This window comes from Priestia sp. 40 (genome assembly GCF_049368575.1).
In the GTDB taxonomy this organism is placed as follows: domain Bacteria; phylum Bacillota; class Bacilli; order Bacillales; family Bacillaceae_H; genus Priestia; species Priestia zanthoxyli.
Map to the genome: position 1 here is coordinate 1,373,540 of NZ_JBMPZA010000005.1, position 13,153 is coordinate 1,386,692.

General features: G+C 38.6%; 14 protein-coding genes. 1 reads left to right on the forward strand and 13 read right to left on the reverse strand.

Annotated elements, in window-relative coordinates; genetic code table 11:
• Nucleotides 1-167: 167 nt before the first annotated feature.
• Nucleotides 168-2,186: a penicillin-binding transpeptidase domain-containing protein gene (locus tag ACO1DI_RS08210; protein WP_014458087.1), complete on the reverse strand. Its 2,019-nt coding sequence runs from the start codon at nucleotides 2,184-2,186 to the stop codon at nucleotides 168-170.
• A gap of 240 nt (nucleotides 2,187-2,426) precedes the next feature.
• Between ACO1DI_RS08210 and ACO1DI_RS08215 the strand changes: the two genes are divergently transcribed.
• Nucleotides 2,427-2,633: a hypothetical protein gene (locus tag ACO1DI_RS08215; RefSeq protein WP_013059387.1), complete on the forward strand. Its 207-nt coding sequence runs from the start codon at nucleotides 2,427-2,429 to the stop codon at nucleotides 2,631-2,633.
• 66 nt (nucleotides 2,634-2,699) lie between these two features.
• Here the strand turns inward: ACO1DI_RS08215 and ssuD are convergent, their stop codons facing one another.
• The 12 genes from ssuD to sdhA all read right to left on the reverse strand — a co-directional run bounded on the left by ssuD (nucleotide 2,700) and on the right by sdhA (nucleotide 13,128).
• Nucleotides 2,700-3,824 carry an FMNH2-dependent alkanesulfonate monooxygenase gene (gene ssuD, locus ACO1DI_RS08220; RefSeq protein WP_115654968.1) on the reverse strand — a complete coding sequence of 375 codons (1,125 nt, stop codon included), beginning with the start codon at nucleotides 3,822-3,824 and terminating at the stop codon, nucleotides 2,700-2,702.
• Nucleotides 3,821-4,375: an NADPH-dependent FMN reductase gene (ssuE, locus tag ACO1DI_RS08225; RefSeq protein ID WP_115654969.1), complete on the reverse strand. Its 555-nt coding sequence runs from the start codon at nucleotides 4,373-4,375 to the stop codon at nucleotides 3,821-3,823. Before ssuE ends, ssuD begins: the two co-directional genes overlap by 4 nt.
• Before the next feature lie 69 nt (nucleotides 4,376-4,444).
• Nucleotides 4,445-5,299, reverse strand: coding sequence for an ABC transporter permease (locus ACO1DI_RS08230; protein ID WP_014458084.1), 855 nt, complete (start codon nucleotides 5,297-5,299; stop codon nucleotides 4,445-4,447).
• A 10-nt stretch (nucleotides 5,300-5,309) separates the two neighbouring features.
• Nucleotides 5,310-6,296 carry an aliphatic sulfonate ABC transporter substrate-binding protein gene (locus ACO1DI_RS08235; protein WP_423145197.1) on the reverse strand — a complete coding sequence of 329 codons (987 nt, stop codon included), beginning with the start codon at nucleotides 6,294-6,296 and terminating at the stop codon, nucleotides 5,310-5,312.
• A gap of 33 nt (nucleotides 6,297-6,329) precedes the next feature.
• On the reverse strand, nucleotides 6,330-7,124 hold the full coding sequence (locus ACO1DI_RS08240) for an ABC transporter ATP-binding protein (RefSeq protein WP_014458082.1): 795 nt from the start codon (nucleotides 7,122-7,124) through the stop codon (nucleotides 6,330-6,332).
• A 133-nt stretch (nucleotides 7,125-7,257) separates the two neighbouring features.
• The gene (locus tag ACO1DI_RS08245; protein WP_014458081.1) at nucleotides 7,258-8,472 is read right to left on the reverse strand and encodes a cation:proton antiporter; all 1,215 of its coding nucleotides are present in this window, start codon (nucleotides 8,470-8,472) and stop codon (nucleotides 7,258-7,260) included.
• A complete protein-coding gene (locus tag ACO1DI_RS08250) occupies nucleotides 8,473-8,973 on the reverse strand; it encodes a cation:proton antiporter regulatory subunit (protein ID WP_013085158.1) in 501 nt (166 codons plus the stop codon). It lies immediately after the preceding gene.
• A 147-nt stretch (nucleotides 8,974-9,120) separates the two neighbouring features.
• A complete protein-coding gene (locus ACO1DI_RS08255) occupies nucleotides 9,121-9,447 on the reverse strand; it encodes a hypothetical protein (RefSeq protein WP_014458080.1) in 327 nt (108 codons plus the stop codon).
• A 204-nt stretch (nucleotides 9,448-9,651) separates the two neighbouring features.
• Entirely contained in the window at nucleotides 9,652-9,876 is a 225-nt protein-coding gene (gerE, locus tag ACO1DI_RS08260; RefSeq protein ID WP_013059396.1) for a spore germination transcription factor GerE, read from the reverse strand.
• A gap of 174 nt (nucleotides 9,877-10,050) precedes the next feature.
• Nucleotides 10,051-10,500, reverse strand: a complete 450-nt coding sequence (locus ACO1DI_RS08265; protein WP_014458078.1) for an acyl-CoA thioesterase — start codon at nucleotides 10,498-10,500, stop codon at nucleotides 10,051-10,053.
• 63 nt (nucleotides 10,501-10,563) lie between these two features.
• Nucleotides 10,564-11,337, reverse strand: coding sequence for a succinate dehydrogenase iron-sulfur subunit (gene sdhB, locus ACO1DI_RS08270; protein ID WP_013059398.1), 774 nt, complete (start codon nucleotides 11,335-11,337; stop codon nucleotides 10,564-10,566).
• A 3-nt stretch (nucleotides 11,338-11,340) separates the two neighbouring features.
• Nucleotides 11,341-13,128 (reverse strand): succinate dehydrogenase flavoprotein subunit, encoded by a 1,788-nt coding sequence (sdhA, locus tag ACO1DI_RS08275; protein WP_013059399.1) that lies wholly within the window; start codon nucleotides 13,126-13,128, stop codon nucleotides 11,341-11,343.
• Between the last annotated feature and the right edge of the window lie 25 nt (nucleotides 13,129-13,153).

The window sequence follows — 13,153 nt, forward strand, 5'->3', positions numbered from 1 at the left end:
AAACACATTTTTTTAAGCCTCTTTACAATACTTTAACAATAATACGTTGATTCCTTTTAAAATAAGGGTTTTCAGAGTTTGTATAAAACTGGGATTTACAAAAACTTAACATTACTCCTCTTGTGTAAATAATAAAAGCCAGCTCTTTTAGAGCTGGCTTTTATTATTTACTTATTGTATTGCTGAAATACATTTTTTACTTTCGGCACCACGTAATGACTTCCACCTTTATCTTCTACTCCTTCAACCATCATTGAAACGAGTAAGTTTTTCTGTTTGGTGTCCACAGCTACAAACCAGCCGTTTTCCTGACCTTTTTCACCTTGAGCTTTCTTTAATTCTGCCGTTCCAGTTTTCCCAGCTAAGGTTAGCCCATCTACCTTTGCAGCATGACCCGTACCGTTTTTATCTTCAATGACACCCACTAAATCATTTTGAATTAATTGCGCCGTTTCTTTAGATATCACTTGTTTTTTCCATATTCCACTCTTATCACCGTTCATAAGAATAGGCTTTACTATGTTTCCATCGTTTACAATTGATGTATACATCAATGCCAAGTGGAGAGGATTCACTTGCAGTTTCCCCTGGCCATACCCAGAGTTTGCTAATACTCCCTCATCTTTAATATCTTGATCACCTGCAATTTTAGACGTTTCAAAAGGATAATTAACAGGCAATTTTTGATTAAATCCAAATTGTTTTAACCCACTGTTAAATTTGTCTAAACCTAGCTTCAAAGCAGTCTGCGCAAAATAAATATTATCAGATGTAACATAAGCATCACGTAAATTAACATTCGGTTTGCTTCCCACTCGTGTTACGTAGAAATTTCCCCAGCTTTTATCTTTTTGCCATTTCTTCCCGCTGATTGATATACTTTCGTTTGGATTTAGCACGCCTTCATCAACTGCTAAAGCTCCCGTGACTAACTTAAATGTAGATCCCGGAGAATACGTTTTGGTAAAGCGATTCATTAACGGCTTATCGGGATTCGTTGAAAGGGATTGATACGTATTAGCATCGATTCCAAAAGAAAAAGAATTCGGATCAAAAGCTGGCGTGCTTACAAGACCTAATATTTCTCCCGTTTTAGGTTGAAGAGCAGTAGCTACTCCTTTTTCATCTTTTAACTGTTCATAAAGGGATTTTTGAACATTCGTGTCTACCGTAACTTGAATGCTTTCCCCGTCTTTTGGATTCACTTTTGCAATTTCATTCTTTTTATTACCATCTTTATCTACAGTATAAATTGTGACGCCGTCTCGAGCACGAAGCTTATCTTCATATAAAGACTCTAAGCCAATCATTCCAGCTTTAGACTGAGCATTATAGCCTTCATCTTTATGCTCTTTTAAATATTCCGCTGTGACAGGCGCAACGTATCCAACTAAATGGGCACACGCTTCTTCACAAGGATATACGCGCGCATTTACCTTCTTTTGTTGAATGCCTTCTACTTTTTTCAAAGAGTTCTCTAAATTAGAGGCATCTTTTTGACTAACTGTTTTAATAGGAACAAATTGATTCTCTTTCACCCAAGAAGCGTTCAGTGCTTGATTAATACTTTTTTCTGAAAGAGCAAGAGTCTTGCTTAATTGTTGTATAGCTTGCTCGCCGCCTTTAGAAAACTGCTGGGGAACAACTCCAACTTGAATCGCTTCTCCGTTTTGAGCTAAATATTTCCCTGAACGATCCATAATTTCTCCACGCACAGCTGACTGAGTAGCTACTCTTACTTGCTCTCCTTGCTTAAGTCCTTTAAAAATCATATTAGGCTTCCAATTAATATACCAATTCTCTGCATCCCCTTGTTTTTCTTGAACTACAGCAGCATTTTCTTTAAATGAGATTTCACCGGCTACAGAGTTCATGTTTACTTCAAAAGGTAAAACAGCTTTATGGTCTTTTATTTCTAAGTCTTCTATTTTACTTGCCTTCACTTTAAGCTTGTCCGCTTCAATTGCATCATAGATATTTTTATATCGATTTACAAATTCTTTTTCTGAAATCGTCTTTTTAGCATCTTTAGACAAGTATCCATACATGCCTTTAAAATCTTCTTTATTCCACATGGCTACATATTTATCAAATCGATCCTGTGCTTTCTGTTGATCATTTGAGCAACCGGCAGTTATTAATAAGAGAATTGCCATAGTAAAAAATAGCCACCCAATTCGTCTCATGATGATTGTCCCCCTTTTTTCAATACCATTTCTCTATCATATAAAATTTTACATAAACTTTCCATTGGAAAGTTACAACTAGGAATTAATTGGTATTACAACCCATTTAATTTACATATCGACAAAAAAATCAATAGGTAAATAAGAAAAAAATTGAACATTTTGTGAATATTTTGTGTCTTTTTTGGAAAGTATTTGATATAATAATTGTAAGAAGAAAAAGAATAGGAGGCGACTAAAATGAGAAGATTCTTACAGTTTTACTTTATGTTTAGTTCTCTGTTCTGTTTTGGAAGCGTTTTCGTCCTACTTATGTCTCAAGAATATTATTTTGCACCGTTATTCCTCACACTGGGCTGTTTAAATATTTTTCTCTTTAAAGTATATATTCAAGAAAGTCGAAAAGATAAACAAGCTGCACCTGAAAAACCAAAACCAACAATTTAACGGACTCGTCTCTCGGCTGAGATGAATGTAAAAGAAGAACCGGTGAAAAATTCACCGGTTCTTCTTTTATGACGTTGAAGCTTTTGGAAACCTATCGTTTGCAATAATCTCACCGATGCTTTCACTCTTTCCTTCACCGTCATCAATATTTAAAAGCGGGAACAATAACTCTCCTACGTGATAAGCTTCTTCTAAATGCGGATAGCCTGATAAAATAAAAGATTCAATTCCTAAAGCTTCATATTCTTTTATTCGTTTCGCTATATTTTCAGCACTTCCTACTAGTGCAGTTCCTGCCCCTCCTCGCACGAGCCCTACACCTGCCCATAAGTTAGGGCTAATCGTAAGTTCCTCTCTGGTTCCTCTATGAAGGCTCGCCATTCGCTGCTGCCCGACTGAGTCATACCTAGCGAAAGTACGCTGTGCTGCTTGAATCGTGTCGTCGTCCAAATGCTGAATTAATCGATCGGCTGCTTGCCAAGCCTCTTCTTCTGTTTCCCGTACAATAATATGCAAACGAATCCCAAACTTAACGGTTCTGCCTTCTGCTTCTGCTTGCTTTCTCACAGCCGTTATTTTTTCTCTTACTTGTTCAGGAGGCTCGCCCCACGTTAAATACACGTCAGAATGTTTTGCTGCAACTTTTTGTCCTGCGGGTGAAGATCCGCCAAAATAAATAGGTGGAGAAGGTTTTTGAACAGGTGGATACAACAGCTCACTGTTCTCTACATGAATATGTTTTCCTTCATAATTAACTGTATCCCCAGCCAATAACCCTTTCCACACATCTAAAAATTCATCCGCAGCTTCATAACGTTCGTCATGTGATAAGAAAAGGCCATCTCCAGCTAATTCTGCTGGATCTCCTCCTGCCACTACATTAACTAGTAAACGACCGTTTGAAATTCGATCAAGAGTCGAGGTCATGCGCGCTGCCACGGAAGGCGCCATAATGCCGGGACGTACAGCTACTAAAAATTTCAAACGCTCTGTTTCAGGTATAAGTGAAGCAGCCAATAGCCACGGGTCTTCGCATGATTTCCCCGTTGGAATCAGAACTCCTTCAAACCCTAACCGGTCAGCTGCTTGAGCAACTTGCCGAAAATATGAATAGTCTGCTGAACGACCTCCTCGATTTGTTCCTAAATATCTTCCATCTCCATGGGAAGGAATAAACCATAACATTTTCATGATTCAACACTCCTTTTCGTTTGTTCTAGATGATACCCCAGCTCTTTTAATGAACGTTTAATTCTCGCTTCTGCTTCTTCCGCAATAAATTCAATTTCATTTTCTTTCGTATAGGCCACCTCAGAATCAACAATATAAACTCCATGAATAAGAGCAGTAGCTCCTAAAACGGATAAAGTCGGCTTAAATACGTAATCAAGAGCCAATAGGTGTGCAATGGTTCCCCCTGTAGCTATCGGCAGCACGGTTTTATTGTGCAAACCTTTTTCAGGTATTAAATCTAAAAATGTTTTTAAAATTCCTGTGTAGCTAGCTTTATAGATCGGGCTGACAATAATAACGCCATCAGCATCTGCTACTTTCTTTTGAGCTTCTTGAATCGCAGGGCTAGAAAAGTTAGCATATACTAAGTCTTCAGCGGGCAAGTCACGGACATGCACGGTTTTTACTTCATATTTTTCATCTTGTAGATATGCTGCAATATACTCGCTTAAAGCAGCTGACCTTGATTGCTTTGAAGGGCTTCCTGTAATAATTGTAACCTGGCTCATTATCATCTCTCCTTTTAACTTATAAAACTGATAGATTTACAAGGATTAATATCTATATAAATCCTTATTTTATTTTTCACCTGCGTAGCTGTCTCTCCATTTAAGAAGACGCTTTTCTAATACTCGGACAAATGAATCGGTTAATTTGCCTACAACAGCAAAAATGATAATTCCCACAAAAACTACGTCCGTTTGAGAAAACTGTCTAGCATCCATAATCATGTATCCTACACCTTCACTTGCTCCCATTAATTCAGCGACTACCAGTCCGAGCCATGCAATACCTAAAGACAATCGGACACCCAGTAAAATATTAGGAAGAGCGGCTGGTAAAATGAGTTTTGTGATTTGTTTCCATTTACTAAATTGAAGAACACGCGCAACATCAAATAGTTTCGAATCAACGCCGCGAATGCCTAGATACGTATTAACATAGATTGGGAAAAATGCACCGTTTGCAATTAGCAATATCTTTGAAATTTCACCAAAGCCAAACCATAAGATAAATAAAGGCGCCAATGCAAGGTGAGGAACGGTTCTAAGCATTTGAATAGATGGATCCATATAGTGCTCCGTTTTCTTTGAGAAACCGACAATTACACCAAATAGTAACCCTAGTCCGGCTCCAACGGCAAAACCTATGACAGCACGCAAAATACTGATTTGAAGATTAGCTCCGAGTTCCCCAGATACGATGAGCTGTTTAAAAGAAAGTACAATATCAACAGGTGTAGGAAGAACAGTTTTTGATACATATCCCGCAGAACCAATGATTTGCCACACCACGATAAGCAGAAGTGGCACGACAAGAGAACGAAGGAAAATTCCCTGCTTATTTTTCGCTTCTTCCTTTCTTTTTTTCACTTTTTGCAAGTGAGCTGCTGAAGACTGGACATGTCCTGAAACCACAGATGTTTTACTCATTTTCATCACCTCATTTTTCTTTTAATGCTTTTTCAATAAATGAATTATCAACGACATCTCCAGTATCAATTTTCTTTTTAATAACGCCTAAAGATTGTTGAAAATCAGCTGTTCGCTGTTGTTCTGCAATAATTTCTTTAGAGGTTGGGCGATTATAGGCAGGATTATTTTTTAACACTTGTCTTACTGCGTCTTTATCTAGATTTTTTTGCTTTGCTAAAATATCCACAGATTCTTCGAAGTGTTCGTTTTGCCATTCAAGCGCTTTTTGATAAACTTGTAAAAACTTAACGACTAACTCTGGATGATCTTTTGCAAAGCCTTCTCTTACAATAGTAAAACCTGGTGAAGCAACCTTTAACGAATCACCGTCTGCTAAAATACGAGCTTCATTTTTTAAGTTTTGCAGTGAGATAAACGGTTCCCAAATTGACCATGCATCCACTGACCCATTTTCAAACGCGGGCTGAGCTTCGTCTGGCTGAAGCTGAATAATCTTTACATCACTTGGCTTCAAACCATTTTGGTCAAGAGCTCTGTACAATAAATTAAAACCGCTGCTTCCTTTCGCAACCGCGATCTTTTTACCTTTTAAATCTTTTACGCTTTTAATCTTGCTGTTTTTACCTACTAAAATGGCATTTCCTTTCAATCCGTCGCTGGAATTAGCAATTTCTAAAAACGGAATGTCTGCGCCTTGACCAGAAATAACCGGCGAATTTCCAACTTGGCCGAAATCCAAATGTCCAGATGCTAAACCTTCAAATTGCGGAGGTCCACTTTGAAACTCTGTCCATTTAACATTTACACCTATTTTTTTAAATTCTTTTTCAAACCATTTTTGGTTTTGTGCCAGCATTAAAGGACCTAAGCTTTGTTGGATACCAATATTGACTGTAACGTCTTTTGAATCTTCTCCGCTTGCTTTTTCTTTCGTCCCGCACCCAGCCAATGCGAGCACAAGTACAATAGCTGCAGTTAAAAATAGCTTTTTCATCTGTTCTGTCTCCTTCTCTGTCTTATTGAATCTTTAATGTTCTCCTGCTTCTTCAAATTCTTTCAGCACTTGCTGCCTTAGCTGCTGAAAAGGTGGTTCTGTCTTTTTTCGCGGATGACTAATTTCTACTGGAACAACCCGGCTAATTTCTCCTGGTCTGGCACTCATAATCACAATTTTAGTACCCAAGTAAATGGATTCGTCTAAATCATGGGTAACAAAAATCATGGTTGTTTTTTCTTTTTTCCATATGTCTAGCAGCACATCTTGCAAATGAGTGCGAGTGAAAGCATCTAACGCACCGAACGGTTCATCTAACAATAAAACTTCTGGATTTCTTAAAAGAGCACGCGCAATCGCGACTCGTTGAGACATCCCTCCAGATAGTTCTCGAGGATAAGCTTTTTCAAATCCTTTCAGCCTGACAATATCAATTAACTCATCAACCCGGCGCCGAACGTTCGAATCTTTCAGCGATAAGTCAGCCGCTATATTTTGCTCCACATTAAGCCAAGGGAACAAGCGGTGTTCTTGAAAAATCATCCCTTGTTTAATGCTAGGGCCGGCTATATGCTTCCCATTGATTTCAATGCGCCCTTCATAGTCCATATCAAGTCCTGCAACCATTTTAAGCAGCGTACTTTTTCCGCATCCGCTCGGACCAATAACGGTAATAAATTCACCTTTATTAATCGTAAGATTTACATTTCGCAATGCTTGAGTTACCTGTTCTCCTTTTTGAAATGAGCGGTTAACAGATTGAATGACAACACTCACAGCAATTCCTCCTTGAATTTTTAAATCAAAAGCTATTTTACCTAAAAACATAAAAGCTCCTACCTAAAAAAGGTAGGAGCTTTCGGTTGACCGATCAGCCCGTTGCTATATTTAACTGATTTGTTATTGGATTATTTTGAATTTTATCATATTAATCCGATTTGTCAACTGTGTTTTATATATTTTATCCATTGGATTCTTGAGGATTTGGTTTTTTCCATTTAAATACTCGGTTTAAAAATCCGTATATATGCTTAGACTCCTTCGTTAACAAAGGACCAATAATAGCTAAAATCAATACATAAAGCGCAGCGAATGGCTGAAGGATAGCCGATAATCCTCCTTCAATTCCGATGTTAGCCATAATGATTGAAAACTCGCCTCGTGACATGATTGTTAATCCAATGTTGGTAGAAGCCTTGTGTGACAGCCCGCTTTTTCTTCCTGAGATCATACCGGCTGTAAAGTTACCAATAATCGTAAGCCCAACTGCTCCAAGTGCAAGCCAGCCTGCATCCCATAGCGTAAGAGGATCAATACTTAATCCAAAGCTGAAGAAAAAGATGGCCCCAAAGAAATCACGAAACGGTACGACAAGATGTTCAATCCGATCGCGATGTTCTGTTTCAGAAAATACAAGTCCAAGCAATAATGCGCCAATTGCTTCTGCCACGTGAATTGTTTCTGAGAAGCCTGCCACAAAAAACAATACCGCAAAAACCACGATTATAAAGATTTCATTTGATGAAATATTTAAAAGTTTATTTAGTAGGGGCGTGGCTTTTCGAGCAATGATAAAGAACAGCATCATATAGCCAAACGCAATTAAAATAGATGTTAAAGATCCAGCAAGCGATCCGTGGTCTCCAAGCACCAACCCTGAAACGACAGAAAGATAAACCGCTAAGAAAATATCTTCAAACATAATGATCCCTAATATCAATTCCGTTTCTGGATTCGCCGTTCGTTTTAAATCAACCAATACTTTTGCGACAATTGCGCTGGACGAAATCGTAATAATTCCAGCGATAATCAGCACTTCAAGAAGAGGGTTTCCTGTCAGGTATCCATACAATAATCCTAAAGTGAAGTTAATTAAAATATAAATAGATCCTCCCACCGCGATGGATCTACCTGATTTAATTAACTTTCCAACTGAAAATTCTAACCCTAAATAAAAGAGTAAAAAGAGAACTCCAATTCTCCCCATAAATTCAATAATCTCTTGGCTTTCAATAAACTTTAAACTGAATGAGCCAAACTCAGGAGCATGGGGACCAACCGCCATGCCCAGCAGAATGAGGAATGGAATAATTGTAAATTTAAATTTATGTGCTAGTATAGCCGCTAAAGCGACTAGTAACAAAGCTGTCCCAACTTCAAATACTAAATGATCCAATTATGAACTACCTCCTTGTGAAAGCAATTCTTTAATGAGCGTTTTTAAATTTCCTCTTTCACCAGAGATGACAAGCGTATCTCCTTCTTCAATTAACGTATCTGGTCCTGGGGTGGATAATTTTTTTTGCGTATTTTTAATGACGGCAATGATAGTAACATCATAGTTGCTGCGAACGTCAATTTCCCCAATTGTTTTGCTATGCGCTTTCGCTTGTTTTTCAACTTTGTACCATTCAATCACTAAGTCATTGAATGCCACTTCAATGGTTTCCATTGCTTTTGGCTTGTAAATCATGCCGCCTAAAATTGCAGCTAGCTGTCTTGATTCCGTATCTGTTAACGTAATGTCAAAAATGCTTTCTTCTAAATCTTTTTGATCGAAGTGGTAGATTTCACGTCGTCCATCATCATGAATAATAACGACCACGCGGTTTCCTCCGCTTGTCTCAATTTCAAATTTACGGCCGATTCCTGGCAATTCCGTTTCTTTAATCATCATTGAATGATCACTCCTATAAAGTTTTTAAGAAGAATTTTTTAATTTTGTGGCGTTATTTGCATAGAAAATCCGCATAGCAAATAAGCCTAAGAATAGTTGGTAATTTTAGGTTTGAAGAAAAGGCTTTGAAAATTTCAACCTTTTTATTTAATTGAGGTAACTTGATTGAAAGATTTTTGGATAAAAAAGTGTTTTCTTGAGGATAAAATACGCAATTTGATGCGTTGGAATGATGAGTTTGGCACTCACCCATACTAAAGCAAAAGTTACTATCACGCTTTGTATGAGAGATCCTATTTGTTTAACGCTGTGCTTAGCTCCTGGAGACATGTGCACAATATCCGTATAATGCTGAACCGAACTTTTTGTGACCTTCACTTTTTCAAAGTCGTTATCAATAAATTTATCTGGCAAACTCGCAAAAGGCAAACAGAATATCATGCATAACAATAAGCTCATCCATACATTTTTCATCATCTCACCTCTCTTTCTTCTGAACTAGTATCTCCTTACTTAAAAGTATACGTACTCTGAAATTCAATTTCAAGCAATAAGTTTTTTTTATAAAGATTTACCTTTTTTATAATATTTTCTTAACGTTATTCTTATTAGATATGTATGCGACACTAAAAAAATATATACAAAAAGCTGGCTTTCTAAGAAGAAAGCCAGCTCATGTTATAGTTCAAGTTCTCCCATTCGAAGGAGTTCTACGACTGCTTGAGAACGCCCCTTGACTCCAAGCTTTTGCATCGCATTAGAAATATGATTTCGAACTGTTTTTTCGCTAATGAATAGTTCACTCGCGATTTCTTTTGTTGTTTTGTCCTGTACTAAAAGCTCGAATACTTCTCGTTCACGCTTTGTAAGTAGCGGTTTAGGTTGAAACTCTTTTTCTTTCAATGTAACCCTCCTTGCCTGATCCTGAGTTGAACTATCGGATGGGTGTAAATTTAGTCAACATATCTTATGTGCGGTATGCCTACGCGGTTACTAGTTTTAGAAAAAATATGCAAAAAACTCTTTTTTACCTTTAAAAAAGAAAAAAAGCCTGAAGAAAGAGCCTTCAAGCCATTTTCATATATTTGATAAACACCTTTTCATCTCTTCATTCCAAGGCACGCTTTTTCCTGTTTCTTTAGAAATTTGCACCATTGTTCCTCTCCCGGTGAGGACAACCTCTCTTTGCTCATTTTGAATCATATAGTGTAAATCAACCGACGAACGTCCAATTCTATGAGCTTTTACAAAAACGGATAGCACGTTGCCAAAATACACTTGTTTGACATAATCGCACTGCAAATCAGCCACCACCGGTATCGTTCCCTCATGCTCACTCGTCCACTTTTGCATAAAGCCAATATGGTGAAAGAATTCCGTACGTATTTGTTCAAAATAAACAAAAGGAACCGTATTATTTAAATGTCCAAACATATCTGTTTCCGAAAATCTTACCTTGATCTCCTGCTTAAATAAAAATGAATCTTTCCATTGATCCATGTCTTCAATATACGAAATATTATTCATCTGTATTTCCTCCGTTCGTCATAGACAAAATAAAACCTCTCCGCGTGGAGAGGTTTTGAGTGATTATACTTGATCGCTACCAAAGAAACTTCTGAATGCTTGAATTGTTGTATCACGGTTCAAAGCTGCGATTGAAGTAGTCAATGGAATTCCTTTTGGACATGATTGAACGCAGTTTTGAGAGTTCCCGCAGTTCGCTAGTCCTCCATCACCCATAATCGTCTCTAAACGTTCTCCTTTATTTAACGCACCGGTTGGATGGGCATTAAACAAGCGAACTTGAGAAAGCGGTGCTGGACCGATGAAGTTTGACTTGTCGTTTACGTTTGGACAAGCTTCTAAGCAAACGCCGCATGTCATACATTTGGATAACTCATACGCCCACTGACGTTTCTTTTCAGGCATACGCGGTCCTGGACCTAAATCGTATGTGCCATCGATTGGAACCCAGGCTTTTACTTTTTTTAGTGAATCAAACATACGGCTGCGGTCTACTTGCAAGTCACGAACCACAGGGAATGTTTTCATTGGCTGCAAGCGAATTGGCTGTTCTAGTTTATCAACAAGAGCTGTACATGACTGACGAGGTTTACCGTTGATGACCATTGAACAGGCTCCACATACTTCCTCTAAACAGTTCATTTCCCAGTTTATCGGAGCAACCTCTTTACCTGAAGCATCAACAGGGTTACGTCTGATTTCCATCAGTGCTGAAATAACGTTCATATTCGGACGATACGGAATTTCAAACTCCTGATTGTAAGGAGCAGATTCAGCTGAATCTTGACGTGTAATAATGAAGCGCACTGTCTTTTGGACTGTTTGTTGTTCACTCATTGATTAACGAACCCCCTCTTGTTGTTTTTTTGGTTTTTCGTCTTTTTTCTTTGTGTAGTCGCGCTTACGCGGTTTGATTAACGATACGTCAACCTCTTCATAATGGAAAGAAGGAGCCGTTTTCTTATCCACAAAAGATGCCATTGTTGTTTTTAAGAATTCTTCATCGTTACGATCTGGGAAATCCGGCTTATAATGAGCACCGCGACTTTCGTTACGGTTGTAAGCTCCTAGCGTTACAACACGTGAAAGCTGAAGCATGTTTTGAAGCTGACGAGTAAATGTTGCCGCTTGATTACTCCATTTTGCTGTGTCGTTAATGTTAATACGATCATAGCGTTCAATTAATTCTTGAATCTTTTCATCTGTTTTTAACAGTTTGTCATTGTATCGTACGACTGTCACGTTGTCAGTCATCCATTCCCCTAGCTCTTTATGAAGAACGTATGCATTTTCTGTACCTTGAAGATTCATGATATTGTTCCATTTCTCTTCTTCTTCTTTCACATGACGATCATATACGCTTGAAGAAATAGCATCTGCGCTCTTTTCTAAACCATTGATGTATTCAACGGCTTTAGGACCGGCAACCATACCACCATAAATAGCTGATAATAATGAGTTTGCTCCTAAACGGTTCGCTCCGTGCTGTGAATAATCACACTCACCAGCTGCGAATAAGCCAGGAATATTTGTCATTTGATCGTAATCCACCCATAAACCGCCCATTGAATAGTGTACGGCTGGGAAAATTTTCATTGGTACCTTGCGCGGATCATCGCCCATGAATTTTTCATAGATTTCGATGATACCTCCAAGCTTAATGTCTAGCTCTTTTGGATCTTTATGTGAAAGGTCCAGATAAACCATGTTTTCTCCGTTAATTCCTAACTTCTGCGCTACGCAGACGTCAAAAATTTCACGAGTTGCAATATCACGAGGTACTAAGTTACCGTATGCAGGATATTTTTCCTCTAAGAAATACCAAGGTTTACCGTCTTTATATGTCCAAACGCGTCCGCCTTCTCCACGAGCAGATTCACTCATAAGACGAAGCTTATCATCTCCTGGGATAGCAGTTGGATGAATTTGAATAAACTCTCCGTTTGAATAGTATGCACCTTGCTGATATACGATAGATGCCGCTGAACCTGTATTAATAACTGAGTTCGTCGATTTTCCAAAAACAATTCCAGGTCCGCCTGTAGCCATAATAACCGCGTCAGCTGGGAACGTTTTAATTTCCATTGATTTTAAATTCTGTGCAGAAATTCCGCGACAGCTGCGCTCATCGTCAAGAACAGCACCTAAGAATTCCCATCCTTCGTACTTTGTCACAAGTCCGGCAACTTCATAGCGACGAACCTGCTCATCTAATGCGTACAATAATTGTTGACCAGTTGTTGCTCCGGCAAAAGCCGTACGGTGATGCTGCGTTCCGCCAAATCGTCTGAAGTCTAACAAACCCTCAGGAGTACGGTTAAACATAACACCCATGCGGTCAAGTAAGTGAATAATACCAGGAGCTGCTTCACACATTGCTTTTACAGGTGGCTGGTTGGCTAAAAAGTCTCCGCCGTACACTGTGTCATCAAAGTGTTCCCATGGTGAATCCCCTTCACCTTTCGTATTTACGGCTCCGTTGATTCCACCTTGCGCGCAAACTGAGTGAGATCTTTTTACCGGAACTAGTGAAAATAAATCTACTTGCTTGCCAGACTCAGCAATTTTTATTGTTGCCATCAAGCCAGCTAAACCGCCACCGACTACGATGATTTTTCCGTTACTCATCGGAACCCCACTCCTTCAAAACCTT

Excerpts from the sequence above, each read along its gene's own strand:
- ACO1DI_RS08250 (WP_013085158.1), bottom strand. The coding sequence starts at position 8,973 with ATGATGATTAAAGAAACGGAATTGCCAGGAATCGGCCGTAAATTTGAA.
- ACO1DI_RS08210 (WP_014458087.1), bottom strand. The coding sequence starts at position 2,186 with ATGAGACGAATTGGGTGGCTATTTTTTACTATGGCAATTCTCTTATTA.
- ssuD (WP_115654968.1), bottom strand. The coding sequence starts at position 3,824 with ATGAAAATGTTATGGTTTATTCCTTCCCATGGAGATGGAAGATATTTA.
- ACO1DI_RS08215 (WP_013059387.1), top strand. The coding sequence starts at position 2,427 with ATGAGAAGATTCTTACAGTTTTACTTTATGTTTAGTTCTCTGTTCTGT.
- ACO1DI_RS08230 (WP_014458084.1), bottom strand. The coding sequence starts at position 5,299 with ATGAGTAAAACATCTGTGGTTTCAGGACATGTCCAGTCTTCAGCAGCT.
- ACO1DI_RS08265 (WP_014458078.1), bottom strand. The coding sequence starts at position 10,500 with ATGAATAATATTTCGTATATTGAAGACATGGATCAATGGAAAGATTCA.
- ssuE (WP_115654969.1), bottom strand. The coding sequence starts at position 4,375 with ATGAGCCAGGTTACAATTATTACAGGAAGCCCTTCAAAGCAATCAAGG.
- sdhB (WP_013059398.1), bottom strand. The coding sequence starts at position 11,337 with ATGAGTGAACAACAAACAGTCCAAAAGACAGTGCGCTTCATTATTACA.
- sdhA (WP_013059399.1), bottom strand. The coding sequence starts at position 13,128 with ATGAGTAACGGAAAAATCATCGTAGTCGGTGGCGGTTTAGCTGGCTTG.
- ACO1DI_RS08255 (WP_014458080.1), bottom strand. The coding sequence starts at position 9,447 with ATGAAAAATGTATGGATGAGCTTATTGTTATGCATGATATTCTGTTTG.
- ACO1DI_RS08235 (WP_423145197.1), bottom strand. The coding sequence starts at position 6,296 with ATGAAAAAGCTATTTTTAACTGCAGCTATTGTACTTGTGCTCGCATTG.
- ACO1DI_RS08240 (WP_014458082.1), bottom strand. The coding sequence starts at position 7,124 with ATGTTTTTAGGTAAAATAGCTTTTGATTTAAAAATTCAAGGAGGAATT.